The organism is Vibrio chemaguriensis (assembly GCF_012275705.1).
GTDB classification, from domain to species: Bacteria; Pseudomonadota; Gammaproteobacteria; order Enterobacterales; family Vibrionaceae; genus Vibrio; species Vibrio diabolicus.
The window spans coordinates 15,239-39,620 of the sequence record NZ_SHOE01000034.1 but is presented as its reverse complement, the minus strand read 5'-3'; the positions used below and the strand labels follow the sequence as shown (position 1 = coordinate 39,620).

29 protein-coding genes are annotated in these 24,382 nt (G+C 43.8%); 22 read left to right on the top strand and 7 right to left on the bottom strand.

The window, feature by feature from the left end; genetic code table 11:
• From EX191_RS21305 to EX191_RS21210, 20 genes are all read left to right on the top strand, one after another.
• Positions 1-474: YscW family type III secretion system pilotin (locus EX191_RS21305; RefSeq protein WP_243238771.1), on the top strand; the 474-nt coding region annotated here is incomplete at its 5' end.
• A gap of 615 nt (positions 475-1,089) precedes the next feature.
• Positions 1,090-1,950 carry a helix-turn-helix transcriptional regulator gene (locus tag EX191_RS21300; protein ID WP_006741517.1) on the top strand — a complete coding sequence of 287 codons (861 nt, stop codon included), beginning with the start codon at positions 1,090-1,092 and terminating at the stop codon, positions 1,948-1,950.
• A 148-nt stretch (positions 1,951-2,098) separates the two neighbouring features.
• On the top strand, positions 2,099-3,079 hold the full coding sequence (locus tag EX191_RS21295) for a T3SS regulon anti-activator ExsD domain-containing protein (RefSeq protein ID WP_048626465.1): 981 nt from the start codon (positions 2,099-2,101) through the stop codon (positions 3,077-3,079).
• A gap of 12 nt (positions 3,080-3,091) precedes the next feature.
• Positions 3,092-3,520 carry a YscB family type III secretion system chaperone gene (locus EX191_RS21290; RefSeq protein WP_074191269.1) on the top strand — a complete coding sequence of 143 codons (429 nt, stop codon included), beginning with the start codon at positions 3,092-3,094 and terminating at the stop codon, positions 3,518-3,520.
• Positions 3,517-5,391, top strand: a complete 1,875-nt coding sequence (gene sctC / locus EX191_RS21285; RefSeq protein WP_047009833.1) for a type III secretion system outer membrane ring subunit SctC — start codon at positions 3,517-3,519, stop codon at positions 5,389-5,391. Before EX191_RS21290 ends, sctC begins: the two co-directional genes overlap by 4 nt.
• 5 nt (positions 5,392-5,396) lie before the next feature.
• Positions 5,397-6,698, top strand: a complete 1,302-nt coding sequence (sctD, locus tag EX191_RS21280) for a type III secretion system inner membrane ring subunit SctD (RefSeq protein WP_012841765.1) — start codon at positions 5,397-5,399, stop codon at positions 6,696-6,698.
• Positions 6,685-6,888 (top strand): EscE/YscE/SsaE family type III secretion system needle protein co-chaperone, encoded by a 204-nt coding sequence (locus tag EX191_RS21275; protein WP_193448439.1) that lies wholly within the window; start codon positions 6,685-6,687, stop codon positions 6,886-6,888. The genes sctD and EX191_RS21275 overlap by 14 nt, the downstream gene beginning before the upstream one ends.
• A gap of 17 nt (positions 6,889-6,905) precedes the next feature.
• Positions 6,906-7,154, top strand: a complete 249-nt coding sequence (sctF, locus tag EX191_RS21270; protein WP_047009831.1) for a type III secretion system needle filament subunit SctF — start codon at positions 6,906-6,908, stop codon at positions 7,152-7,154.
• 3 nt (positions 7,155-7,157) lie between these two features.
• A complete protein-coding gene (locus tag EX191_RS21265) occupies positions 7,158-7,517 on the top strand; it encodes a YscG family type III secretion system chaperone (protein WP_047009830.1) in 360 nt (119 codons plus the stop codon).
• Positions 7,514-8,149, top strand: coding sequence for a YopR family T3SS polymerization control protein (locus EX191_RS21260; protein ID WP_053807487.1), 636 nt, complete (start codon positions 7,514-7,516; stop codon positions 8,147-8,149). Before EX191_RS21265 ends, EX191_RS21260 begins: the two co-directional genes overlap by 4 nt.
• A gap of 8 nt (positions 8,150-8,157) precedes the next feature.
• Complete coding sequence (vscI, locus tag EX191_RS21255; RefSeq protein ID WP_005377202.1) at positions 8,158-8,502, top strand: SctI family type III secretion system inner rod subunit VscI; 345 nt, start codon at positions 8,158-8,160, stop codon at positions 8,500-8,502.
• Positions 8,502-9,248, top strand: a complete 747-nt coding sequence (gene sctJ / locus EX191_RS21250; protein WP_086012989.1) for a type III secretion system inner membrane ring lipoprotein SctJ — start codon at positions 8,502-8,504, stop codon at positions 9,246-9,248. The genes vscI and sctJ overlap by 1 nt, the downstream gene beginning before the upstream one ends.
• A complete protein-coding gene (gene vscK / locus EX191_RS21245; protein WP_114322286.1) occupies positions 9,241-9,906 on the top strand; it encodes a SctK family type III secretion system sorting platform protein VscK in 666 nt (221 codons plus the stop codon). The genes sctJ and vscK overlap by 8 nt, the downstream gene beginning before the upstream one ends.
• Complete coding sequence (locus tag EX191_RS21240) at positions 9,885-10,523, top strand: HrpE/YscL family type III secretion apparatus protein (RefSeq protein ID WP_193448438.1); 639 nt, start codon at positions 9,885-9,887, stop codon at positions 10,521-10,523. Before vscK ends, EX191_RS21240 begins: the two co-directional genes overlap by 22 nt.
• A 132-nt stretch (positions 10,524-10,655) precedes the next feature.
• A complete protein-coding gene (locus tag EX191_RS21235) occupies positions 10,656-11,141 on the top strand; it encodes a CesT family type III secretion system chaperone (RefSeq protein WP_230198177.1) in 486 nt (161 codons plus the stop codon).
• Between the two features lie 3 nt (positions 11,142-11,144).
• On the top strand, positions 11,145-12,308 hold the full coding sequence (vopS, locus tag EX191_RS21230; RefSeq protein WP_193448437.1) for a T3SS effector adenosine monophosphate-protein transferase VopS: 1,164 nt from the start codon (positions 11,145-11,147) through the stop codon (positions 12,306-12,308).
• Between the two features lie 264 nt (positions 12,309-12,572).
• Complete coding sequence (locus tag EX191_RS21225; RefSeq protein WP_031780449.1) at positions 12,573-13,019, top strand: type III secretion system chaperone; 447 nt, start codon at positions 12,573-12,575, stop codon at positions 13,017-13,019.
• Between the two features lie 10 nt (positions 13,020-13,029).
• Positions 13,030-14,004: a type III secretion system effector VopR gene (gene vopR, locus EX191_RS21220; protein ID WP_193448436.1), complete on the top strand. Its 975-nt coding sequence runs from the start codon at positions 13,030-13,032 to the stop codon at positions 14,002-14,004.
• Between the two features lie 230 nt (positions 14,005-14,234).
• Complete coding sequence (locus EX191_RS21215; RefSeq protein ID WP_005395137.1) at positions 14,235-14,693, top strand: CesT family type III secretion system chaperone; 459 nt, start codon at positions 14,235-14,237, stop codon at positions 14,691-14,693.
• A gap of 9 nt (positions 14,694-14,702) precedes the next feature.
• On the top strand, positions 14,703-16,181 hold the full coding sequence (locus EX191_RS21210; protein ID WP_193448435.1) for a CesT family type III secretion system chaperone: 1,479 nt from the start codon (positions 14,703-14,705) through the stop codon (positions 16,179-16,181).
• A gap of 75 nt (positions 16,182-16,256) precedes the next feature.
• On the opposite strand, the gene EX191_RS21205 is transcribed toward EX191_RS21210, so the two are convergent.
• The 3 genes from EX191_RS21205 to EX191_RS21195 form a co-directional block, all read right to left on the bottom strand.
• Positions 16,257-16,460, bottom strand: a complete 204-nt coding sequence (locus EX191_RS21205) for a hypothetical protein (protein ID WP_005395134.1) — start codon at positions 16,458-16,460, stop codon at positions 16,257-16,259.
• Between the two features lie 596 nt (positions 16,461-17,056).
• Positions 17,057-17,800, bottom strand: coding sequence for an SDR family NAD(P)-dependent oxidoreductase (locus tag EX191_RS21200; RefSeq protein ID WP_193448434.1), 744 nt, complete (start codon positions 17,798-17,800; stop codon positions 17,057-17,059).
• Positions 17,801-17,863: 63 nt separating this feature from the next.
• A complete protein-coding gene (locus EX191_RS21195; protein WP_005395130.1) occupies positions 17,864-18,316 on the bottom strand; it encodes a MarR family winged helix-turn-helix transcriptional regulator in 453 nt (150 codons plus the stop codon).
• Positions 18,317-18,765: 449 nt separating this feature from the next.
• Between EX191_RS21195 and EX191_RS21190 the strand changes: the two genes are divergently transcribed.
• Together EX191_RS21190 and EX191_RS21185 are read left to right on the top strand one after the other, a co-directional pair.
• Entirely contained in the window at positions 18,766-19,779 is a 1,014-nt protein-coding gene (locus EX191_RS21190; RefSeq protein WP_104974067.1) for an HlyD family secretion protein, read from the top strand.
• 5 nt (positions 19,780-19,784) lie between these two features.
• A complete protein-coding gene (locus tag EX191_RS21185; protein ID WP_193448433.1) occupies positions 19,785-21,317 on the top strand; it encodes an MFS transporter in 1,533 nt (510 codons plus the stop codon).
• Between the two features lie 51 nt (positions 21,318-21,368).
• On the opposite strand, the gene EX191_RS21180 is transcribed toward EX191_RS21185, so the two are convergent.
• The 4 genes from EX191_RS21180 to vscS all read right to left on the bottom strand — a co-directional run bounded on the left by EX191_RS21180 (position 21,369) and on the right by vscS (position 24,374).
• Positions 21,369-21,971 carry a TetR/AcrR family transcriptional regulator gene (locus EX191_RS21180; protein ID WP_047009923.1) on the bottom strand — a complete coding sequence of 201 codons (603 nt, stop codon included), beginning with the start codon at positions 21,969-21,971 and terminating at the stop codon, positions 21,369-21,371.
• A 283-nt stretch (positions 21,972-22,254) separates the two neighbouring features.
• On the bottom strand, positions 22,255-23,310 hold the full coding sequence (vscU, locus tag EX191_RS21175; protein WP_047009817.1) for a SctU family type III secretion system export apparatus subunit VscU: 1,056 nt from the start codon (positions 23,308-23,310) through the stop codon (positions 22,255-22,257).
• Between the two features lie 15 nt (positions 23,311-23,325).
• Positions 23,326-24,111 (bottom strand): type III secretion system export apparatus subunit SctT, encoded by a 786-nt coding sequence (gene sctT / locus EX191_RS21170; protein WP_031780447.1) that lies wholly within the window; start codon positions 24,109-24,111, stop codon positions 23,326-23,328.
• Positions 24,108-24,374 carry a SctS family type III secretion system export apparatus subunit VscS gene (vscS, locus tag EX191_RS21165; RefSeq protein ID WP_005377227.1) on the bottom strand — a complete coding sequence of 89 codons (267 nt, stop codon included), beginning with the start codon at positions 24,372-24,374 and terminating at the stop codon, positions 24,108-24,110. The genes sctT and vscS overlap by 4 nt, the downstream gene beginning before the upstream one ends.
• Positions 24,375-24,382 lie beyond the last annotated feature (8 nt).

The following is a 24,382-nucleotide window of genomic DNA, read 5'->3' as shown; positions in this document are numbered from 1 at the left end:
GTGGTTTTTTTTTTTTTTTCTTTTTTTTTTAATGCTACGGCGACCACCGAGTTCTACACAAGGATAATGAACAATTCTATGTGGGCTGGTTTTGTCGGACTATTCCTACTAAGTGGGTGTAGTCAATCTGTGCCGATTGTAAGGGAAGGTAGCTTTGACACAAAGAGTCAGGCGACACTCTATGGTTGGGTTTCTGTCGATGGATACTTTCCACCTTCGATTACGTCTCTTGATGTGGAAATATGTAAAGTGATTGAAAATCAGTGTCTTAGATCTGCATTGCAGCACTACCAAGGCGTTCAATTACCCGTACAGTATTCATTTTTAATTGCACCGATTCAAGCTGGTGACGGAAACATGAAGATAATTGGAAAGCTATACTCGAATGGGGAACTTGTAGCGGAAAAAGAAAAGAACTATTTATTTTCAGTGGAGGGAAAACAGGAAAACTTGATACTCGTGCCAAAAAAATAACCAGATGAAAAGTAATCGGTTACATTTAATTAGACCTTACTAAATTATTAAAAATAAAGATTTGCTCTTTCCTGTTGTGAAAGTTTTGTTGTTTTTTACAAACATTAATCACATGGTTTAAGTCATCGGGTCAGTTGTTTTTTAGACTTATACTTGTTGCAAAAATAGCATTCTTTATGATTATATCTCGCTCCTTGAACACGTTGGCTTGGCGTTTTAGGCTATAAAACATACAATTTTAAGATTTTGGAAATTTCAGTTTGTTCGATAAACGATACCATAATCTATTTAATTTTATTCTAATGTATAACAAAAATCCTAAACTTTAATAACGAAATGATATTTAAGTTTTGGCTAATAATAAACGCTATCTGATAAAAATAATAAAGACGGACAGCAGAGTTTACTAAGATAAACTTTTACCTTTAGGTAAGGGTAATGCTTAGGATATTCGCTAATTATTCGGGGGGTATGGTAAGTGATATGAACTTCTATGCTCTTTTCTTTGCTTCTTTAATTGATATAGCAGTACTTAGAAATAACAACAATCAAAGTATTGCTTTGAAAGTTTCTCAACACTCGTACTGAGAAACTCAAAATAATGAAGGGTAGAAAATGGATGTGTCAGGCCAACTAAACACAGAAAAGGTCGGCTCGAGCTCGCGAAAAATTCGTAGTTTTTCCCGCTATGAAAAATCTGACGAAGTATTTCACTCAGACCAATCTCACATTGTTGTCGTTCACAATGGTCAGCTTCGAGTTCAAACAGGTGATTGCACAATCGATGTTGCGGCAGAAAACGGGGTGTTTCTATCCCAAGGGGATTACTTATTCGAGTACTCGCCCTTAGACGGGGCATACAAAGCGTCGATTATAACCTACGACAACGAACTCGTTAGCCAGCTATTACAAAAGCACAGTGATCTTTTGATGATGCTGCCCAAGGTAGATAAAGTTTGTTCTGGCTTGTTTACTTTTGGTTTGAACATACTCGTAGAGCAAGTGCTTTCCAGCATGCAGACGCTTGAGCAACAGGCGTATCCAGATGCGATCATGTGCCTAAAATATGAAGAGTTACTCATTCTTTTGCTGCACGGCAAAGGAGGAGAATCACTCTATGCGTTGTTGTCACAACAAACTAACCGAACATCGGAACGGTTACGTCGATTTATGGAACAACACTATCTCAAAGAGTGGAAGTTGACTGACTATGCGCAAGAGTTTGGTGCTAGCTTAACGACTTTTAAAGAGCTATTTAATGAGCACTATGGCATTTCTCCAAGAGCTTGGATCAGTGAGCGCCGATTGTTGCACGCTCATAAACTCCTGTTGACGAGCAAGATGAGCATCGTGGATGTGGCGATGGAGGCTGGGTTTTCTAGTCAGTCTTACTTTACGCAGAGTTACCGCCGTCGTTTTGGAACGACGCCAAGCCGTGTACGTTCGGGAGACGATCAAGTAGCTATCGCGAAATGAAATGACTTGGGACTAAAATTTTCTGACTAATTTTGAAAGTCACTCATCAGCGTAAATTCTATTATGCGTCATGTAACAACGAACGATTAAAAATTATTACACCTCTTTCTTTCTGGATCGTTCGAGAGGGGTGCGGAGACGAACATAAATGAAAAAGCAGCATTGGCGACGCCGTTCGCTTTTTCCAGACAGCATTGTGACACAACGGAAAGTGACTGTTTTGCAGAGAGGAGCTCGATATGAAAGTGCTTCTAAATCAACGCAGGATTTCAATGTTGTGCACGTCAATCACCGACAATTGTTGAGTGAAGGCGTCATTAATTATGAACAGTTATCTTTACTTCAGCGCTTGTTGGATAGAAGCGTCGTCGATAGCCTGTGCGCAAGCCAGTTGGTGAAAACGTATCAAAAGCTCGGTGCGTCGCTTGACCGATTCGCCATGCGTTTATTTTTGGAAATTGGGTCGCAGCTCAGTGATAGCCGCACACTCGTGACCTTTGAACAAAGACTGGAATACATCAACGCGCGTCTTGGTTTTCGCTTCAATTTAGCGGTACCAAAAACGTTGATGCTTTGTTTTCATTTATCTCTAAACGAGTGGATTAACCGTCAAGTTGATCAAAGCGCTTTGCATGCCTCCATTAAAGTGGAACAGCTTATCAATCAGCTCGATATTCAAAAGGAATATTGGTCGAAACTATCGGGAGAGGACACCAGTGCGGTGTTTGTACAACAGCAACTCGATTTAATTGAGCGCCAACAACACCAGTTGAAAGATCAACTCGGGACGTTGAGCGAACAACAGATGCAAGTGATTGAATGTCATCGTTCGTTAATTGAGAAGTGGCAACCGTCCCTAGACGAGCTTAAAGGGTTCGCAGAGTACACTTCTACGACTGCTCAGTTTATCTCTGAGTGGAAAAAGTGGTGTTCGGAAGTTCGACTTGAAGCTCCTGAGCTGAACGAAGTCTGGGATGCATGTGATGTGGTTTACAACGACCAAAATGCGGTTGCGAAAGTATGGCAGTGGTTCAAGAGCATGCAAATTGTTGGCGATATTGATCACTACTATTTTGACACTCAAAGCGGCCAGTGCGGCCAGGCTTGCAATCACCTCAGCCAGATTTAAATAGGGCGTTAAATGTTAGATAAGATGATGAAATCTTTAGCGGAAACGCTAAAGGTAGGGGATTTTATTGCCTCAGAAAATGGCTCTTACAACATCGAGGTTGATCAGTTGTCACTGACCATCAAACAACACGCATCATGGTTTTTATGGGAAGCGGCTTTACCCTTCCAGTTTAAAGAGCATCTAGATTATCAACAAGAACAAGCGTTACAACGTTGCATGCAGCTCTCATTAAAAACAATCCGTGAAGATGGCTGCGTACTAACAGCGAATGATGATCAGCAGCTGATTTTACAAAGCAAAGTGAGGATCGAGGACTGTTCGATTGAGCTGTTCTCTTCTTTGCTTTCCAAGCACGTTAATCTATGTGAGCGTTATATGGCATTATTGGAGCAAGAGCGCGTGAACCACACGATTAATCATAATGTGTGGTTGCCATGATGCGAAAAGTCTTTCCGAACATTAGACGTGCTGCCACTAAGATACTGTTGTGTGCTGTGAGCTTTGCTCCGTTGGGATTCGCACAAGCAACAGACTTACACTGGCCCGAACAACCATTCCGATACTATGCAGATAACGACTCATTAAAAGAGTTGTTGAATAACTTTGGCGCAAACTATCGCGTTTCGGTTTCGGTGAGTGACAAAGTTAATGATCGAGTGAGTGGACGTTTTACTCCTGATGATCCGGCTGAGTTCCTCGATTACTTGTCGCAAGTCTATAACTTGATGTGGTATTTCGATGGTGCCGTCTTACATGTCTATAAGGCGACAGAAACGCGCTCACGTTTACTCCAATTAGAATTATTGACCGCCAGAGAGCTACGAAGCACGTTAATTTCCACTGGAGTGTGGGATTCGCGCTATGGGTGGAGAGCCGCTGAAAGTAAAGGGTTGGTTTATCTTGCAGGTCCTCCACGTTATGTCGACTTAGTTGTACAAACGGCCGAAGCATTAGAAACGCGCCTGCTGCAGAAATCGAATTCAACCGACGAGTTATTCGTTGAAATAATTCCTTTGAAGTACGCTTCTGCAACGGATAGAGAAATTGCATATCGAGATCAGACCATTACGGTTCCGGGTATCGCATCGGTTTTAAAGCGAGTCGTGTCTGGTGTTCAAACTCAAGTGACGAGTGCGTCGAACAAAGAAGTTACCAGTTCAGATAAGCCTGTAAAAAGCAATAAAACCGCCTCAGTTCATGGCGGAGCAACGGTTGAAGCAGAGCCGGGCCTTAATGCGATTATTGTTCGTGATACTCAAGCGCGATTACCGCTCTATCGCAAACTGGTCGCTCAATTGGACCAACCGCAATCAAGAATTGAAGTTGCATTATCGATTGTCGACATCAGTGCCAACGATTTAAGTCAGTTAGGCGTGGATTGGCGAGCGGGAGTGTCTGTCGGAAATAATCGAATTGTTGATATCAAAACAACAGGGGATGTGAGTTCGGGTGATGTGACTCTCGGCAGCGGACAAAATTTTAAGTCTTTGCTTGATTCAACCAATCTGAATTACCTGTTGGCTCAAATCCGATTATTGGAATCTCAAGGCAGTGCTCAAGTGGTTTCAAGACCAACACTGTTAACCCAAGAAAATGTCGAAGCGGTACTGAACAACAGCAGCACGTTTTACGTCAAGCTGGTTGGTAAAGAGACCGCAGCACTGGAAGAGGTCACGTATGGCACGTTACTGAGAATTGTCCCGCGTATCGTTGGTGACAGGTTTGCTGCCCGACCAGAAATCAATCTGAGCCTTCATCTCGAAGACGGGGCAAAGATTACCGATGGTGGTGTCGACGACCTTCCTTCCGTTCGTAAAACTGAAATCAGTACCTTAGCGACGGTGAAGCAAGGACAGAGCTTGCTCATCGGTGGTGTTTATCGAGATGAAGTGAGTCATCAGTTACGTAAAGTACCACTGTTGGGAGACATCCCATATTTAGGTGCGTTGTTTAGAAGTAATACCAACACTAAACGCCGCACGGTGCGCATGTTTATTCTAGAACCGCGAATCGTTGTGGATGGTATTGGCGATAGTGTGTTGATTGGTAATGAGTACGATCTGCGACCAAGCATTGGCAAGCTCAACAACATTTCCAACAACAGTGCTGAATTTAAATCGGTCGTCGAAGTGTATAGCTGCACATCAAAGACTCAAGCAGAGCGCTATCAGCAAGACTTATTGTCACAGCAACAGTCGTCTCAATTGACGCAGTGCCAATTACCGACAGGGCAAAAGGGTTGGCGTGTAAAAGTATTGGAATGCGATGACTCACAAAGTGAGTGTGTGCGTCCATCAGAGGAGCCTTAACCGCGATGCAGCAATGGAAAATTCGTATTTTATCAGGCGTGCATTCCGGAGTTGAAGTCACCTTACCTGAGGGCGCTCTTGTGCTTGGCAGTGACGACTTTATCGCAGATCTCGTGCTGTCTGATGCTGGGGTCGAAGCTAACCATTTCACGTTGGTTTGCCAGCAAGACTCGGTCATTTTACGAGGCTGCAAAGAGGCAAATATTAACGGTGAAAACATCTCTGTTGAAGATGATGGGATCGAGTTGTCACGCCATGCCGTTGTCTCTGTAGGTGTTGTGAAGTTCGCACTGGGGTACGCAGAAGATGCGTTAATCGTGAGTAACGTCAGCGACGAATCTAGCGAACAGGATACACCTGTTGTTGCTGTACAACGCTCTAGCTGGAAAAAAACAACGCTCATCGCCTTGCTTTGTAGTTTTGTCCCGAGTGTCATTTTTGCTGGTATGTGGTACAGCCAAGCTAACGGAAACAATAATGAAACTGTCACAGAAGCAGAACCCATTGTTTTAGTGCGCAACATCTTAGGCGAGCTCAAACTTAGCGACGTTCGTGTGGAATGGAATGCCGCCGCACGCCAAGCGGTTTTGGAAGGCTATGTTGAAGATCGAACTCAGAAACTCGATCTGCTTGGTCGAATTGATGTATTAGGTATCAATTACAAAAGTGACTTAAGAACGATGGAAGAAATCCGTCGCGGGGTTCGATTTATTTTACGAAACCTCGGCTATCACCAGGTGAAAGTCGAAAATGGGGATGAGACGGGCACACTGTTACTGACGGGTTATATCGATGATGCCAGCCGCTGGAACCAAGTTGAGCAAATTTTAGAGCGAGACGTACCGGGCCTAGTAGCGTGGAAGGTCGAACTGCAAAGAGCGGGTGCCTACATGGATACGCTAAAAGCCTTATTGACGGATGCGGAGCTACTGAAAAAAGTCCAGTTGGTTACCAGCGGTGATCGCATCGAAGTACGCGGGGAACTTGATGATATCGAAACGACTCGATTTTACGGTGTGACTCGAGACTTCCGAGAACAATATGGTGAAAAACCATATTTAGTTTTGAAATCCATACCTAAGGTGAGTAAAGGCACCAACATCGATTTCCCGTTTCGTAGCGTTAACTTTGGTCAGGTTCCATATGTGATTCTGACCGATAACGTTCGTTACATGGTTGGTGCAAGAACGCCTCAAGGCTACCGCATATCCAGTGTTACGCCTGCTGGCATTGAGCTGGTCAAAGGCGGGCGGGTGATAACAATAGAACTCGGATACGAGGGCGAGACGAACAATGACAAATCTTGAACAAATTTTAAATAACGGCAAAAACGGTGCGGAAGTGCACAAGATTAAGAGCAAGCTCTTAGAAGCACAAGCGATGGTGAAACGTCAGTTGGATTTAGGATGCTCACCACAGCAGTACAAATTGCTACTCAAACAGTATGAAGCTTACACCGCCGCACATGCGGTCGTTGAATCATACGAAGCGAACTAAAAATACGAGGAAGTCTTATGTCATTTTACGATGCTAGTAACAGTGTAAACCTTGATGATGTTAAAACTAAGTTAGAAAAACAAGCGAAAGATGCCAACACAGAAGTGACGACTGCCATCAAGAACCTAGAAACAAACGCCGATGATCCATCTAAGCTGGCTGAACTTCAGCACGCGATCAACAAATGGTCTGTTGTTTACAACATCAATGCGACCACCACTCGTGCGATTAAAGATGTGATGCAGTCGATTCTCCAGAAGGTATAAAGCATGGAACGAGAAATGCGCCAATTGCTGGCTGAAATCGCGCTGATGGCAACCGGTATGCATCGTCATCAAGAAGCTAATACGATAGCGGACGGCCTTGAAGCAAGCTCCGGTTCTGAAGAGACCGTGGTGATGATTCGTGCAATGAGCCTCATGAATAAAGGCTTGTACGAAGAGGCTCATCAATTGCTCGAACCACTTTGCAACGCCTATCCAGATCTGATCAGTTTAGCGGCCCTTGCTTCCGCCAAAGCTGGTTTATTGAGCAAAGCGGAAAGTTGGGTAGAACTCGCATCACAGGGAAGCGAAGAAAGCCAAGCATTTGCAGCAAGCTTTTCTCAGGACATTAGGAACCTTGGATGATCGTTGATTCAAGTAATCTAACTCTTCAGCCTCAACCTCTGCGCCAATCGGAGTCGCGCCATTATGAGCGGAGCGATGAAGATAAGATGAATATGCTCATGGAGCGTAATGCCAAGCAAGCGGAAGCCTCACACGCCTCTCCAAAAGAGACGTTAGAGAAAACAGAAGCGAAACTGGCGGACATCAAAGCGTGGTATGAATCACTAAAAGAGGCAGATGTTGTCAGTAAACAAAGCGTCTTATCGTCGTTGAATGAAGCGTTCTCCGATCCTCAAGTTAAACGAGAGGCAATGTGGTACGCCTTTTATGAGGCGAAGAGTGCAAAGGGCACCGAACACCCGCAAGCCGATTTATTAAAGGTGTTGAAGCAGGAGTTGCTAGGGGATTTTTCGGGCCAGCTTATTGCCGAGCCACCTGTCGATAAAGCAGCACTTAAAGAAATGTTGGCGCAGCATTTTCCACTTGGTGCCCAGAAAGAACAAGCCTTGTGGCACTGCTGGGCTGAGTTGAAGTCGTTACCTGATATGGCATCAACACTGGACATGGTTCGTGATGAGCTTAGCTTCATGATTCAAAAAAATGCGATGGTGAAAAACATCGTGACTCATAGTCACAAGTTAGATTTGTCTTAGGAGTACATATGATAAACACGCAGTACACCGAGGTGATGCAAACCAACATTGATAAGTTGCAGGATGCACAAGTCGAGGACGGTTTAAGTGAACGTTTCGAACAAGCTATGTCGGTTCCCGAGGCGAATAATGGCTTGGAGGGCGGTTTGCTCGAAAACATCAGCGAGTTAAAAAATACTATCGATAACGCGAAAAGTAACCTGCAAGACAACATGAAGATGGTGGGTGATGATCCGGCGCAATTACTGCAAATGCAGTGGGCACTGACGCGCATTACTTTTCAAGAAGAGCTGATCGCGAAAACCGTGGGTAAAACCACACAAAATGTAGAAACCTTATTGAAGGCACAATAGTGATGATGAATAAAATGAGAGCGGTTTTCATCATGCTCACGTTGTTTCTGGTGGGGTGCCAGACCGAGCTGTACACCAACGTAACTCAGAAAGAGGGGAATGAGATGTTGTCGATCTTATTATCCGAAGGTGTCGTTGCAACAAAAGAACCTGACAAAGACAACACCGTCAAGTTAATGGTAGACAGTTCTCAAATCGCCTTCGCGGTAGACGCGCTGAAGCGAAAAGGGTATCCAAGAGAGCAGTTTTCTACATTGAAAGAGGTGTTTCCCAAAGACGATTTGATCTCGTCGCCATTAGCAGAACGAGCACGTTTGGTGTACGCGAAATCTCAAGAACTTTCTTCAACCTTATCTCAGATTGATGGCGTGCTGGTGGCACGTGTTCATGTTGTTTTGGAAGATCAAGATCTACGTCCAGGAGAGCGTCCAACTCCTGCGTCTGCCTCTGTGTTTATTAAACACGCGGCGGATATTGCGCTTGATTCGTATGTTCCTCAGATTAAATTATTGGTGAACAATAGTATTGAGGGGTTGAATTACGATCGAATCAGCGTAGTGATGGTACCCTCATCAGAGGTACGAGTTGCTACTCAAAACAATCAATTTAAAAGCATTTTGTCGGTTCAGGTCACCAAAGAGACGGCGAATAATCTTATCGCCATTTTGGTGTTCTTGGTAGCTGCGCTTATCGGTTCAAATATCGCTACTTTTACTTGGTGCCGCAGGAACACAAAGCGTGGTTAAACCAGAAACACCACTCGCGCAGGTACAACATCAGTTTAACTACGCGCCTTGCCAATACATCCATAAAAGTTGGATAGAACAGAAACAGCCTTGGTTACTAAATATTGAAGGTTGGAGAGATAACCCCATGTTTAACCAATGGTGCATAAATGAGTGGGCGTTATCTCCAGTTCCAGAGACGGCTTTTAACAAACCTTGCCATAGCTTGGCGTTGCTCCCAGCGGATGCGTTGAACCAACTCGTACTGATGGTGGGCGGAGCTTTACATTGTGTGGCAATGCGAGGCGTTGTTTTAAAACATCCGAAACAGGTTTTGAACAACGTCTTTGGATTGGAAGGCGCTCGGTTCTTGATTCAAAACGGGCCGATGTTGTTATCCAGTTGGCCGCAAGGTTGGCAACATCCGTTGCCAGAATCATTGGATGAGCGGTCTGTTGAAGCAAAAATGCAAGCGCTTGGGTACTCCTGGATAAGGTTTGTTTTAGTTAACTCGCCAGAAGACATTGTCCTGCGTTGGCAATTCAAACTAGAACAGCAGCTCAGCGAGAGTACGGAAATGGCTAGCTGGTTGGCAAAAGATCAGCGAGATCTGGCGTATCGACTCACAAAAAAAATTGCAAAACAGGTTATTCCCCAATGGTTTCATTTGTTGAAATAAAAACAGACAACTTGCAGCTGGCACCTGGCTTAAAGGTGCTGAAAGCGAAAGATTATGCCAGTTATCTTGATTCGCAACACTTAGTTGAAGCCGCGAACTCCAAAGCTGAAAGCATCATTGCTAATGCCCAACAAGCCTACGAAACTGAAAAACAACGTGGTTATCAAGATGGTCTCGCACAAGCCAAGATTGAAAATGCGCAAACGATGGTTGAAACCCTAGCGCGTTGTAATGATTACTATCAGCAAGTCGAAGAAAAAATGACAGGCGTGGTGTTAGAAGCGGTACGTAAGATCATCGATACCTTTGATGATGTCTATACCACGGTGAGCGTCGTGCGAGAAGCGTTGCAATTGGTGAGCAACCAAAAGCAGGTCATTTTACATGTCCATCCAGAGCAGGTTGTTGATGTGAGGGAAAAGGTGGCTGGTGTATTGAGTGATTACCCTGAAGTCGGTTACGTTGACGTGGTAGCAGACGCTCGCTTGAAAAATGGAGGCTGCATTCTGGAAACTGAAGTCGGGATCATCGACGCCAGTATTGATGGACAGCTGCATGCATTAAAGCAAGCGATGGTGAAGCAACTCAGCGAGCGTAAAATTACGATTCATGAATAAATCTTAAAAAACTCAGTACTTGCTGAGTTTTTTCATTTTAATGCCTTTAAACAAAAAAAATCCGACCATTTCTAAAATATTCACTGCCATAAATCCTTAAGAATACACCTAAGAAAGCTGCTTAGGTGATAAGTGTTGCAACCAAGCAGCGCCTCTAAAACAACAAAAATAGGATTATTTAGTCGAATGGCTAATGGATTTATAACTTCTTTACTGACAGATTTTGCCAGCCGCTGCCAACTGGAGTCGCTGGTTTTTGATGAGGATGATTGTTGTCATCTACTCATTGACCAAAACACAGCAATCACAATTCGCGCACAAGAAGATCGCCTGACACTTATTGGGCTGATTTCAGGCGATAAGCCGAGTGATGATGTTTTGCATCAACATATGAAAGATGCCTTAACGCAAGGCTCTCCAGCGGTATTCTGGGAGGCAGAAACGGGATACATCGGTTTCACACACCTGCACCAGCAACTGTTAACTGCTTCTTTTCTTGATGAATCATTAGCGAATTTCATCGAATGGCTAAAAAGTGCGAACACGCAAAAAGTAATCAATAAAACAACCGAAGTCCCGGTAACGAGTACTACTCATTTTTCCACATTAAGGGTTTAAAACATGATCAGTTTTGGAAGTGTTAGCGCATTGCAGGCTGCCATGCCGCAAGCTCGCAACGAGATACTAAACGAAGGCAAGCTGAGTATTGGTGGCAAAGAATATCAAATCAACGCAGCGACCCAAGAATTTACTCGTACCAATCCTACTAATGGTGCGGTAGCGCGATTTTTTGAAGCGACAGGAAAATTGTTTCGCGAAGGCAGCTCACAATCGGTTGCGAAAGCCCTTACAAAAGCCGTATTTGATAATGAGCAAGGCCAAGCTCAGCGTTTACGAGCTGCTTCTTCTGTTGAGCATGGACAAATGTTCTTCAAAGATGGAAACATAAAAACCGCATCAGATGTATTAAATGCATTCGCAAAATTGGATAGCAAAACGGTCCAATCGCACTCTGCTGAGCTAAACCAGTTAGCGGAGCGAGCAATGACAGAATCAATGCTAGAAACCGATTCTGGTAAAAACCTCACATCACTGATTGGAGAAAGTGCAGCGAAGTCGCTTGCTGTACGTGTAGTAAAAGACTACGGCGGTGGTGTGTCTGCAGCGCAAAAAAATCCAGCAGGTAGCATCAATCAAATGCAAGCGGTGTTTGATATGGAGGTGATGCATCTTAAATCGGCGCAACGCCATATCGAAGGTCTAGCAAGCACCGATCTAAGCCAAGGTGTATACGCTGAAGGACTGGCAGAGGACGCGTTTAACAAAAGTGGCGTCACCGATAATGTCGAACGAGCTGCGGCGTGGATCATTAATGCTTCTAACTCTAAAGGAAACGATGCCGAAAACATTACGTCTTTACTTAAAGAGTACGCGTCTAATGGTAAAGACTTATTGAATATGGACAACTTAAAAGAGCTACACGCTCGATTGGTACCTGATGTTGAACGTGACTACCGAGGGCCAAATATTTCGGGTGGTACTTTGCCTTCAAGTATTGGCGGTGAGGGGATGCTAAAGCAGCACATTGAAGGATTTTTGAAAGAAAACCCAGTGGCGGATAAAGATCTGGGTAAACACTTGTTTGCAGGAGTCATTGGGTATCACGGGTTCACCGATGGAAACGGTCGCATGGGACGCATGCTATACGCGATAGCAGAACTTCGTAACGACTCATTCAATCCTTTGGCTATGAACGCAGAGAACAGCCTTCACGGCATCAAGTAATTTTTCTCTTCTATTCAAATTTTAGAGCGGCGATTGCCGCTCTTTTCTTATTTCTTTATCCAACTTACTCTTCATTTTTCTACCTCGCTAAAACGGCTAATAGCAATAAAATTGAGACGTTTAAATAAAGCTCCTGTGTCTATCACGCCATAAAATCGCTCTTATCCTTATGAGCTTATTTAAATAAGCCGTTATACCCAAGTCGTCTCGCTGCATCAGATATTTCGAGGCTACTTAGGTATATTAAATTAGACAGGACACAACATGGATACAGGAAAGATTAATATGCTTCTCTCTGAATTGGGAGAAGTGCTGAACCTTGAGCGCGTGACAGCGTATGACGATCAAATGTGGTCACTGCATTTTGCTGAAAATAACAGTGTCGATGTTCTGCTCGTGGAAGAAAAAGGCGAGTTGTTGATTTCTAAAAACCTGCACATAGAACAAGAGGATATTACGTTAGACAAACTTCAAGTTTTACTTGAATACAACTTCTTATATCGAGAAACCGGCGGTGTGCAGTTTTGCGTTAATCCAACCACTAAAGATGTGGTTCTTCAGGTTGCCATTGCGGCCGAAAGTGAACTCACCAACATCGCTAATTTGATGATTCAACTGAATGAGCTAGTGGATACTTGGGCTCAGTTATTTCAGAACAATACGGTCGTAGATTTTAGCCAAACAGACGTACACGCATTTATTCAGGTTTAAGGCATCAAACATGGTCAATATTAATACATCACACATGCATTCGTTGAGTCAGTTAACGTCCCATTTGGCGACACAAAATCAATCTGACGATAAAGAGGTTAGAGCGCATAATGGCAAAGATATTTTTGTTAAAGAAGGGGCACCCAAAAACAAAAGCGTCAGCGCGCGTATTAGCCACCAGAATAAAGCGAAAGACATTGTGGTGAATCTGCTCACGAAGCAGGGCATTCCTAAAGACGTTGCGAAGCTGATGCTGCAAAATGTGTTGAACGGTGAAAACAAGTTAACGCTTGGTAGTCTGAAAAATCTTGAGAGATTGTCGTCTGGTCCTAGCTCACATTGGCCAGCCGCACAAACGGCCTCTTCTTCCAAAGCGAATAAAACCTCATCGAGTGTAGCGCTGATCAACGAACATAAAACTAACCTTCAAAAGCTTGGTGATTTTGCCTGTACAGACTTAAATACATTTGGTGTAAAGGGTTCGCAGTTTTATGAAACCAAAGGAAAGCCTAGACTAGAAGCGCTTCACGCGAATCAAGCGCGAATCATGCAAGATCAACGAGCTACTATGTCCGCAAACGGAGTTCAAGCTGCAGCACAAAGAGGAACCGCACCGCAATTAAGCACTCTACAAAACATTGCTAAGGCAGTACAAAACGCGAAAGCCGGCTGCTGTACTACATTTGCCTTTGCTGCCGCTGCGGAGATGATTCAAGGCATGTCAGGCACACCTGAAGGTGAGCCTAAAGTAGAAGTGGTTGCGTTTAAAAAGGGTCATTCAGGTACACACCTTTATGTACTGGTTGGTCGACAAGAGGGGAGTGATATCAAAGATCCATCAACATGGAGTAAGGATGTGAAAATTGTTGACCCTTGGGCCACATCCGCATTCGGTGCACCAATGTTTGGAGATGCGCAACGACCACCTGTTTCGAATATGTTCCCGCCAACAGAAGTCATTTTTGATAGCCATAAACTGGGTTAGTCACTCTGCAAAAGAAGTGAGCAAACACATAATACTAATCTTCTAACCTTTATTGAAAGAGCAGCCCTGAGCTGCTCTTTTTTATTACTCTGGCAACTCATTTTCACAGCGAGATTTCTGCGGAAAACCTCACAATGAAGGCGAAAAAGTGACAAAAATAAAGCCATTACCGACATCGTTCAATCTGCAATCGTTGTTCAATAGAGTTATTGAAACAAAAGGAAAAAGTTATGAACACGATTCAACAACTGCTCTTGGAGTTTTGCCAACTCAATGAGTTACCCGAACTGAATTTTGAAGACAATGAACGTTGTCAGCTACTGGTCGACGACCGCTACATGCTGTATTTCATCGCGACAGATACGGATGACTTAATGTTGTCCGTGACTTTCGGAGGATTAGAAAAATCCGGCGAACAACGACTAAAAGGTTTAGAGCTGCTTGCTCATGCTAATTATCAGGGCATCGGTAGTGGCAGTCTTGCACTTGCTTTAGCCCCAAATGGTCGACAGCTTGTCTTAGCGGGACGTAAACCCGTTGAGCACCTAAACACGACGAATCTTACTGCTTGGTTTCATGAGGTTATTGAACAGACTGAATTGTGGCAAGCGCGTTTTGCAATGTTGGATCAAGCGATTCCAACCACCCCTAATCATGAACAAGCACATGTTCAATCACTTCGTGTGTAGGAGAGAAAAATGGTCAATACAACGCAAAAAATTAGCCAAAGCCCAGTACCTGATCTAGAACAGTTTCGTGCAGTCGCTGCGCAAAAAGATGACCGAGTGATCAGTAAAAGAGGTGAGGTAAAAGAACCTTCAACGTTCCACAAAGGTCACAAGTTTGCTTCTATCCACGAAGGCGTGTTGAGAAGCAAATACACTAAGTTTTTCCAAGAAAACATCAAAACTCACCTTGATTTAAAGCAGGCGCTACTTAAGCAAGAAAAACCTGAGGTTGCGCTGTTGGCTTACTCCCTAGTGAGTCCTTCTGGTTATCGCGGTGAGCCGCTTACTGAGCGCAAAATCTTAGAAGTTGTCAGCTTGTTGGATGAAGTCAAGGTGAGCAGCGATACGTACCAGCAGCTTAAAAATACGTTTGACGCGATCAGCAAAGATCCGCGTATGCAGGTGAGTTTAGAGGCTCAGTACCCGGGGAAAATGGATGGTTTTGGTGCCGAACTGTTACAGATGGGCAAAGAAAAACTGAAAGGTTCTGGCGTTAATGCAGTCATCAACCTAGCCTTGCCTGGCGTAGGGCTATTAATTTCAACAGGACGCGAGCTGCACAAAGCGGCAGTCAATGGCGATGCTGAAGCTTACCACCATCAGCTGGAGCAAATTTCGCAGCTTCCAGGGCGAGACCAACGTCTCTCTATGCCGATGCAACAAACATTGGCTCAAGGTCATGCAATGTTATCAGCTGAAGGTGCAGTTGGGGCAACATTGGGCATGGCGACAGGGAGCTTGGGTACTTTTGGTGTGAGCTCCGTAGCGACAGCGGGTGTTACGCCGATAGCAAAAGAAGCCATTGGTTCGGCTGCCACGACTGGCATCATCAGTGGTGGTAGTTTTGTTGCGAACCAAGCTGGAGCATACGGACTAAATACAGAAGTCAAAGAACAACTCATGCAAGGTGAGATGTCTGGTGTTTTACCAAGGCTTGAAGTTTCTAATGCCAAAGGAGACTTTACCTTCAGCATGCAAGATCCAGCTTCTGTACGCGCATTGATGGCGTACCTTGGCCCTAAAGAGAACACGGCGATGACATCACCTCAAGCGCCTAAAGAAGCACAAGAGATGGAAGCTGCTCGCTTAACGTTGAAAAAGATGTTGGGCTCAGAGCCAGGTGAACACTTAGTCCCTGACGTTGATTCTATCTTGAAGCTAAGTCCAGAAGATGCGCCAAGTAAAACTGAGGCAACTGCTCATAGTGCGTTTAAAAAGCTGTTGGGCGAAGATTGGGATTGGCTCATGCCTGCAGTTCGAGCGATCGATAAAGGTGAGGCGAGTCAAATCAATGAAAAGCTGACTTACAAACTGCCACTTGATGCCGAAAATGGACGAGTATACCTTGATAAATGCCCAAACCTGAGTGACGCTCAGTTGGATGCATTAGATAAACTGGGCTCACCAAGTCAATTGCGACTGATGTACTTAGCGGAAGGTTGGGTTTAATTGAAAGTAAGGGAGCAGATGCTCCCTTACCGTATATGATGTTTTGCCAGATGTTTATCTAGGCGTTAAATTGGCCTACTGATTTCGCTTAAAAAAGCGCTCGGCATTAGCAAATAGAGATTCACAGTGCTTTTTCTGCTTGTCGTAGTCAGCTGAACCCTCTGGCATTGCGTCTAATACTTCTTTTGCGCTGTGGTATTCTTTTACCATCAACTCAAATTTATCTTCATAATTGCTTTTTTTATTCTTTTTTTGAAAGCTATCTCGTTTTTTTCTCATTTTTATTCCTCTAGAGCGTGTATATAAAAGGTCAATCTAATTAACCTCTACTTTTATAGGAATAACGAAGTCAAAATGGTTTAAATTAAGTCTAAATATTCCATTGTCATCGCGCTGATTAATATATTTCACCGCTAATGACTATTCCTAAATAGTGATGATATATACACGAAGTGGCTATGCGCGTTATGTCTTATTTTGACGATTACTGTTTGTTTTTATAAGGTTAAATTCCTTATAAACCTATCGATGTAAAGACAGCGCGTTGTGATAACCATGCTATGAGAGCTAACTCTCGTTCGTATTTAAATCAAAACTGAGGCTATTTAATGGAAGATAAAGAATAAGTTGCTACAGGAGTTGAGTAACGAAATGACTCGAAAGAAAACTAAGAAGAGACTCGAACTAAATATTTCATCAATAGCTCACGGTTAGGAGCTGAGCTCACTATACACCGATTATAAGAAATAGATAGGACTTTCTATTTTTCTTCAGACAAAACTGCCCATAAAGGAAGCTTGCGCGTTGCAAAGCAATACCTAAAGATACAAAGGCATGCGTACATGCCTTTGTATTTGTGCCTAGCACACTTGGCGCTATGGTAGGTAGGCGCCGCCACATACTGGATTGTATGTGCCCGTGATATGTCCGCTTTTTTCACTTGCCAAGTAGCTCACGGTGTTTGCTACGTCTTCAGGTGTGGCAATTTTCTGCGTTGGTGTGAACATTCGAATGGTTTCTTTAAACTCTTCAGGAGCACCTTTTGTTGCGTCTGTTTCTACAAGGCCCGGAGCAACGACATTAGAGGTAATCCCGAAAGGACCAAGTTCTTGAGCGAGGTATTTACTAAAGCTATCAAGTGCACCTTTTGCACTACCATGAGCAATAAAGCTTGGTGCAGGAGCTTCTGATAAGGTGCTAGAGATAAAAATTAAGCGACCAAACTGGTTGGCTTTCATGTTTTCTACCGCCAATTTTGCCGTTTGATATGCAGCGTGCATTTCGTCATTTAGCTTTTGTGCAAACTCTTCCCACGACTGCTCAGTGAAAGGTTTAGCGGTAAAGCTCATGTTTGCGTTTGAGACAAGAACATCAACGCCACCATGTTCATTTGCGATGCTTTCGAACATCCCTTGTATTTGTGCGTCATCTCGAACGTCAGCTTTTAAAGTGTACGCCTCACCACCGGCGTTTTGAATTTCTTGAGCTAACGCTTCCGCGACCGCAGCACTATTTACGTAGTTGATAAAAACTCGGTAACCATCTGCAGCGAGTGCTTTTGCTGTTGCTGCACCAATTCCACGAGCGCCACCTGTAATTAAAGCATTGCGTTTTGTCATCGTATTTCTCCAAGGTTGAGCCTGACTGTTAAACCAGCTTCTGTCGCAACGTACGCTGATAAGTTAAATTTGTCCGTTAAGCTTGCGTAAGTTCGCTACCACGCTAGAAAGTTGCTGTTTGCTGTTATCTAGGTCGGCATCAGCAAGGTTCTGTTGGGCTTCTTGCAGTACTAGCGAAGCGATATTTGCACATGTATCAACGGTGTCTAAAGATTTTTCTGTTAGCACGACTAACTTGCTTCGACTATCCGTTGGCGAAGGTTTCCTCTCTGTCCAACCGCGCTTTTCAAGCCCATCAATTGAGCGACTGACGCTCGATTTTTCTAAGTACAACAGTTCACAAATCTGACTTTGAGAAAGGGCACCGTTGTTTCGCAACAGCAACACGACACCCCATTGTTCTGCTGTCATATCAATACCAGCATCTTTGAAGCGGGTAGTGAGTAATCGGTTAAACAGGCGACTAGCAAGCCCCGTAAGGTGACCGAGAGACTGATGATGGTTGTATTGGGACATGGAAAATTTCACCAAATAACATGAACGAACAATATGGTTGTATACACAACTATATTGGGCGATGTCAAATTCGTTTGAAGAAAATGCTACTAGCTTGTGCTTATCGTTGGGTTGATGTGTCAGATTGAGATGCTAATGAAAATTGGTGAGGTAGCTTCGAAAACTTTGGCCAGTCAAGTTGTTTGCGATTGATGCGCCGAGTTGGGGAGCTGGCTTCAATAAAGGTAGGGGAGTTGCAGTCCTCTCTTTATTTATTCAGTTTAAATGTGTTTTTTTATCTACATTACAGATGGTTAGGTTTTAATTCTCTTCATTCAAAACACTTTTCTCAAGAAGTTCATGATAAATCAATGAGATTGATCTTTTTTGATTGGCAATGATCAAATGTATCTTTACTAAAACTGTACGGTACAGTACAGTTTGTGAAAATCATAAAATGGGTTTCAAACATGAAGAAGAAAGTTATCGCCTTGTCGCTTGTTGTTGGTTCGTTATTTGCTGCTGGCTGTGCCTTATACCAGCCGAATACTGTAATGACGGATAACGCATATGTTCATTCAGACGTTACGGCCATTTCACCTGAGGTTGGGGGGCAAGTAAGCGAAATCTTTGTCAAAGATAACCAGTGGGTAAGAGAAGGAACTCCTTTGTTTGTCATTGATGATGAAGACTTTATTGCCAACCAAGAAATTGCTCGAGCAGCACTAGATGTTGCGAAATCTGAGCTTACTGCAAATCAAATCAAAACGGATATGCAGTTAATGAAAATTGAGCAGGCGAAGCAAGGTATTCGCCGCGCGAGTGCAAATGCCGAACACCAAGCGGCGGAGTTTCAACGTCTTTCTCGTTTGGTACAAAAGCAATCTGTGAGCAAAAATCAGTTTGAAGCACAAAAAACGCGATCTATTGAAGCAAGCAGTAATCTTGAAACCGCTAAATTGGGCTTAGCTGCTGAGCAAAAACAGCTCGACACATTGATGACTGAGAAGTTGCAACTGACAGCACAGCGTAAAAAAGCAGAAGCAAACTTACGACTAGCTAATATTTCACTGGAAAGAACCACGGTGCGTGCACCATTCGATGGCTATGTGGCAGATAGACAAGTGCAAGTCGGCAAGTTTGTACAACCAGGAATGGGGCTCATCGTGATGGTGCCAGATTATGTTTGGATAGAGGCAAACTTTAAAGAAACACAACTTGAGAACGTTGTGCCTGGGCAAGAGGTTGAAGTAGTATTGGATATGTTTCCAAACCATCCATTGCATGGCCGTGTTTCTTCGATAACCCCGGCGACTGGTGCACAGTTTAGTTTATTGCCACCTCAAAATGCGACAGGCAATTTCGTAAAAGTAGTACAACGTGTACCAGTACGTATTGAGCTAGAGATCCCTCAAGAGTTGAGTCAACGAGTCTATCCGGGGTTGTCTGCAGAAGTAACGATCGAGACCGCGGCACAAGGTTAACTGCAATGGAAAAACGTTCACCGCTGCTGATTTTGACGCTTTTTGCGATTGCTGCTTTTGGTATTAACTCCGTGATGTTTACCGAGTTATCGTATGAGATGGCGGCAACGTCAGGCTTATCTGTCGATGAAGTTGCTCTGGTTAAAGTCGGCTTTATGATTACCCAGGTATTAGGTTTTATATTCACACCAATATTGGTGCGTAGATTGGGTACGTTAATTCTCTTACATGCCATTTTATTGGTAGGTCTAGCGAGCAGTCTTGTCCTTTACTGGGGCGGACAGCAAGAACTGGTGTTCACTCTGACTTGGCTCTCGAGTGGCTTTTTTATGAGCATGTTAATGGTGGTATTAAACCTTTACTTGCTCCACTTCTTTGAACAGCGTTGGCTACCTGCCATTATTGCTTTAACGCTAGTATTTTCAACCTTGCTACCGATCGGCGCTTACCCTTGGGTAGTGGCCAATATTGTCGAAATCTTTGATTGGTCACTGTTGTGTGTCGTGTCGGCTTGGCTGTACTTCTCTGCCTTGGTAATTGCATGCATCTACAATCCTAAGTCGATTCAAATCGAGGCCGAAGCCAAGTCGGGCTGTTGGTTTTATTTAGTTTTTGCCCTGACAATAAGTATCGTTGTATTTCTATTGATGAGAGGCAGTTATTACAACTGGTTTGACTCGGAATGGTTTGTTAAAGCCTCTTCGATTGCCGCAGCTCTGACTTTATTAGTGGTGTATTACTTTGTGAAAACCAGTCCTTTAAATACAGCATCAATACAGCTGCATAGTAAGTTGAAAACTAATGTTTTTATGTACAACGCTTTTTTGGCAGGTTTTGCTGTTATGGCGAGCAATGTGTTGTTTACTAGCTTTTTGAAAATGGCGTTGCAGTACAACAACCTTAATGCTGGATGTGCCCAATTACCGGCATTTTATGCCATGCTAGGTGGTATGCTAGTCAGTGTGCTGGTGTATTACTTCCGCCGTCCATTAGCGGATGCAGTCGTCCCGTTTGGTGTGGTGATGATTATACTTTCGGTACATATGTTTAGTCAGTTACCTAGCTTTGCTGGTACGGAATCTTTGTCCGTTCCGATGATGTTGCGTGGGTTTGGTGTCGGCTTATTGAATGTGTCTGTGACCATTGCAGTATTGATGTACTTCAATGTCGGGCAGCGCTTAGAAGGTATTGCCAATTTCTACCTCTTTCGTACCATTGGCGGTGTGATCGCTGGTGCCGTGTTCTCACGGGTAATGCAAAGCCATAGTGCACAAGCCGCTGGAGAGATTGGCCGAACGCTAGATGATGTGAATCATGCTTTTGGTGCTTATAAAAATGCGTTGAGCAGTACGATTCTGACTCATGGGCACTTGCCAAATTCGGCATTAGGAATGAGCCAAATTAGTTCTGTTGTCAAAGAGCAGGCGACCACTCTCGCACTGAGTAATTCATTATTGATGTTTATTATCTCGGTCTTTGCTCTCGAGCCAATCTTAATAATCGGTAAAAAACTGGCGGCGAAGCGAGAGATTCACTAAGCCATAGAAACAACAAGGGAGCGATGATGCTCCCTTTTATATTCAGTGAGTTTACCTTTGGTATAGATTTAGGAAGGCGGTGACCGCTTTTTTCGTATGTGCATCTAACTCTTCATCTGTCGGAAAATCGAAGCCAATTAGTGCCATGTTCTGGTAATCAAGTTTAATTAATGCAAGTAGTTGCTCACAAGCGAGGTCGGCATTTTCAACATCGAGTTGTGAGCTGACAGTTTCACTCTTTAAAAAGTCGATGAGGTATTGATGAATGCGATGCGGCCCTGTCTGCCAGAATTGATTTGGTACGGAATCATGTTTGTTGAAGTCAGCCGAAACGATCCGATAAAGTGATAGCATAGGATTGGAGCATACACCTTTTAGGTACTTCTTGGCGAAGTCATTCAATGTTTCTTGTAAAGGCTCCGATTGCTTGTCGGCAAGCTGGAAGACGGACTCTAAGCTGGTTTTTGTATTGTATGCTAAAACTTCAACAAATAACCCTTCTTTGTTCGAAAAATAGCGATATAACGTCTGCTTTGAGCCTCCACAAATCGCGACGATTTGATCGAGTGATGTGTCTTTGTAACCTTGTTTTATAAAAAGGTCAGTGGCAACTTTGATTATTCGAGTTCGTTTCTTTTCGGTAGATATGCGCATAAATAAATCAACCCAAGCAAAAATCCACCTTTGTTGTGGCTGGCGTGGTTTATTACCGAGCTTAGGTGGTTTAGAGGTGAAAGTAAAACTGTCCAGTACAGTACCACTATTGACGTTAGTAAACACGACTTTTCATGAACCAAGTGCTTCATTGAGACAAGCAAAAGTAGGCAAATTCGATATGCTGAAACCTATAGCGAAGGATGACATATTTAAAAATATCATTACGTATAGAAAAGTGATAACCGTTCTTCGTACGATAGCCTTTACTCTCGAAATCATGTTAGTTCAGCGCCTTATCCGACTCCAATGATGCCAACCAACGAAGCACTTCGGCGGTTGCTTCAATAAGATCACTTGGGATGTACTGGTCGACGTTGCCGTCCGCGTATAGTGCGCGAGCAAGAGGGACTTTTTGCATCACAGGAACGCCTTCCTCTTTAGCGATTGCGATCATACGTTTGGCTACCGCATCGGTTTCCATCAAGGTGATGACGGGCAGGGGCGTTTCGCCTTTCTTGTAATAAAGACCAACTGCTATATGTGTTGGGTTTGTAACCAATACATTAGAACGTTTAACGTTTTCGCGTTGATTGGAGGCTTGTAGCTCTTGGTGCAACTGACGACGTTTACTTTTGATTTCAGGGCTGCCTTCCATTTCTTTGTATTCGCGTTTCACTTCGTCCTTGCTCATTTTGAGTTTCTTCGTGTGGTCAAATTTTTGGTACGCAAAATCAGCTGCAGCGATGACGATGAAACCTACCGAAGAGATAATCATTAATTGTTTAATCATGACGCCAGTAATGGTCGGGACACATTCTAGCCCGCAAGTTGGAATTTGCATCAAAGCGTTGATGTTACCGCGTAAGGTCACCCAGATAATGCAGGAAAGAAGAGAGACTTTAAGGATCGACTTGATAAACTCGATCACACTCTTAAGCGAAAAAATGCGTTTGGCACCTTCGACGGGATTGATCTTTTTGATATCTGGTTTAACGGACTCGCCACTAAATAGGAAGCCGAACTGCCCCATATTGGAAAAGATGGCGACGAGTGCAGCAACCAGAATAATCGGGGCGAGTAGATAGGCAATTTCTTTAGCGATGGCAATAGCGACATCGACTAGCGCATCTTGGAAGCCCTGATAAGCAAGCTTACTTGGTAGGAGAATAAGCGCTGAGATGTGCGACATGTAATAATCGGCGAACGCAAACAGTACAATTATGAGCGCCAAAATTAATGCAGACGATACGATTTCTTGGCTTTTGGCTACCTGACCTTTCTGCCTGGCATCGCGTAACTTTTTTGCGGTGGGTTGCTCTGTTTTTTCTGCGCTCATAAAGAATCCTAAGCGTTATTGCCAAATGGTATTGAGTTGTTCTGCGAATCGGGTAATGCCATAAAATTGCACTTCAAAGTGATCCATCATTAGCCCGAGATACACGATCAGTAAAACACTCGCGATGGCACTTTTTATTGGCATGGCAAGGAAAAAAACATTCAATTGCGGTGCAAAACGACTGATAAGCGCCAGACCAAACTCAGCAAGAAACATTGCCAACACTAATGGAGCGGACATCAACACACCAAGCCACATAAGCTGTTCAAATTGCGCGTAGAAGAAGCTTACCCATGCATCGCTAACGGTTGGGAAAAAGTCCACGATCGGCCAAGATGTGTAGCTTTTGAATAACGCGTAGATAAAAGTGACAAAGCCCCCGCCAGAGAAGAACAGGGTAATCAACGTTTGGGTCAGCAACACTGCGGTTGGCGTCGATTGCGAGCCTAGCGTTGGGTTAAACATACTTGCCATGGCGGCACCACGTTGGTTGTCGACCAGAAAGCCAGCCGCTTCTATTGCCCAAAAGGGGATAGCAGCAACAAACCCGATCAATAGCCCAATTAATACCTCTTTACCCAAAATCACTATCAGCCAAATACCGTCGGTTTCTGCGGGCAAGCTTTGCTGATTAATCATCGGAAATATAAACAGTGCGAGTGAGCAAAGCACACCATTTCTCACCATGGTGCCGCCTAGCATTTGCTTGCTCAAAATAGGCAAAAAGATGAAGCATGCCATTAACCGAGGTAACGTCAGGCTATACAAAAATAAAGCCTGGTGTAAGTCGTGATAACTCATCGTATTTGAGGAATTTTATCCATGGCAAGCGAGGCGAAGGCGTGGAGCTCTGCCCCTAGCCACTGCGTTGTGACGAACAGCGTAATAATGACCGCGATAAGCTTGACCACAAAGCCTAACGTTTGTTCTTGGACCTGAGTTAACGCCTGAATAAGCGACACCAATGTACCAACCAACGCTGCGACTAAAATCGGCGGTAACGACAAGTACAAAACTAGGGTTAATGCTTGAGTCGTGAAATGAATGATTTCTGCAGAATGCATACTTTCTC

Excerpts from the sequence above, each read along its gene's own strand:
- EX191_RS21215 (WP_005395137.1), top strand. The coding sequence starts at position 14,235 with ATGAACACGATTCAACAACTGCTCTTGGAGTTTTGCCAACTCAATGAG.
- EX191_RS21190 (WP_104974067.1), top strand. The coding sequence starts at position 18,766 with ATGAAGAAGAAAGTTATCGCCTTGTCGCTTGTTGTTGGTTCGTTATTT.
- EX191_RS21225 (WP_031780449.1), top strand. The coding sequence starts at position 12,573 with ATGGATACAGGAAAGATTAATATGCTTCTCTCTGAATTGGGAGAAGTG.
- vscS (WP_005377227.1), bottom strand. The coding sequence starts at position 24,374 with ATGCATTCTGCAGAAATCATTCATTTCACGACTCAAGCATTAACCCTA.
- vopS (WP_193448437.1), top strand. The coding sequence starts at position 11,145 with ATGATCAGTTTTGGAAGTGTTAGCGCATTGCAGGCTGCCATGCCGCAA.
- EX191_RS21290 (WP_074191269.1), top strand. The coding sequence starts at position 3,092 with ATGTTAGATAAGATGATGAAATCTTTAGCGGAAACGCTAAAGGTAGGG.
- vopR (WP_193448436.1), top strand. The coding sequence starts at position 13,030 with ATGGTCAATATTAATACATCACACATGCATTCGTTGAGTCAGTTAACG.
- EX191_RS21195 (WP_005395130.1), bottom strand. The coding sequence starts at position 18,316 with ATGTCCCAATACAACCATCATCAGTCTCTCGGTCACCTTACGGGGCTT.
- EX191_RS21260 (WP_053807487.1), top strand. The coding sequence starts at position 7,514 with ATGATCGTTGATTCAAGTAATCTAACTCTTCAGCCTCAACCTCTGCGC.
- sctD (WP_012841765.1), top strand. The coding sequence starts at position 5,397 with ATGCAGCAATGGAAAATTCGTATTTTATCAGGCGTGCATTCCGGAGTT.
- sctF (WP_047009831.1), top strand. The coding sequence starts at position 6,906 with ATGTCATTTTACGATGCTAGTAACAGTGTAAACCTTGATGATGTTAAA.
- EX191_RS21265 (WP_047009830.1), top strand. The coding sequence starts at position 7,158 with ATGGAACGAGAAATGCGCCAATTGCTGGCTGAAATCGCGCTGATGGCA.
- EX191_RS21205 (WP_005395134.1), bottom strand. The coding sequence starts at position 16,460 with ATGAGAAAAAAACGAGATAGCTTTCAAAAAAAGAATAAAAAAAGCAAT.
- EX191_RS21240 (WP_193448438.1), top strand. The coding sequence starts at position 9,885 with ATGGTTTCATTTGTTGAAATAAAAACAGACAACTTGCAGCTGGCACCT.
- EX191_RS21185 (WP_193448433.1), top strand. The coding sequence starts at position 19,785 with ATGGAAAAACGTTCACCGCTGCTGATTTTGACGCTTTTTGCGATTGCT.
- EX191_RS21275 (WP_193448439.1), top strand. The coding sequence starts at position 6,685 with ATGACAAATCTTGAACAAATTTTAAATAACGGCAAAAACGGTGCGGAA.
- sctC (WP_047009833.1), top strand. The coding sequence starts at position 3,517 with ATGATGCGAAAAGTCTTTCCGAACATTAGACGTGCTGCCACTAAGATA.
- EX191_RS21200 (WP_193448434.1), bottom strand. The coding sequence starts at position 17,800 with ATGACAAAACGCAATGCTTTAATTACAGGTGGCGCTCGTGGAATTGGT.
- EX191_RS21210 (WP_193448435.1), top strand. The coding sequence starts at position 14,703 with ATGGTCAATACAACGCAAAAAATTAGCCAAAGCCCAGTACCTGATCTA.
- EX191_RS21180 (WP_047009923.1), bottom strand. The coding sequence starts at position 21,971 with ATGCGCATATCTACCGAAAAGAAACGAACTCGAATAATCAAAGTTGCC.
- EX191_RS21300 (WP_006741517.1), top strand. The coding sequence starts at position 1,090 with ATGGATGTGTCAGGCCAACTAAACACAGAAAAGGTCGGCTCGAGCTCG.
- EX191_RS21295 (WP_048626465.1), top strand. The coding sequence starts at position 2,099 with ATGAAAAAGCAGCATTGGCGACGCCGTTCGCTTTTTCCAGACAGCATT.
- vscU (WP_047009817.1), bottom strand. The coding sequence starts at position 23,310 with ATGAGCGCAGAAAAAACAGAGCAACCCACCGCAAAAAAGTTACGCGAT.
- vscI (WP_005377202.1), top strand. The coding sequence starts at position 8,158 with ATGATAAACACGCAGTACACCGAGGTGATGCAAACCAACATTGATAAG.
- sctT (WP_031780447.1), bottom strand. The coding sequence starts at position 24,111 with ATGAGTTATCACGACTTACACCAGGCTTTATTTTTGTATAGCCTGACG.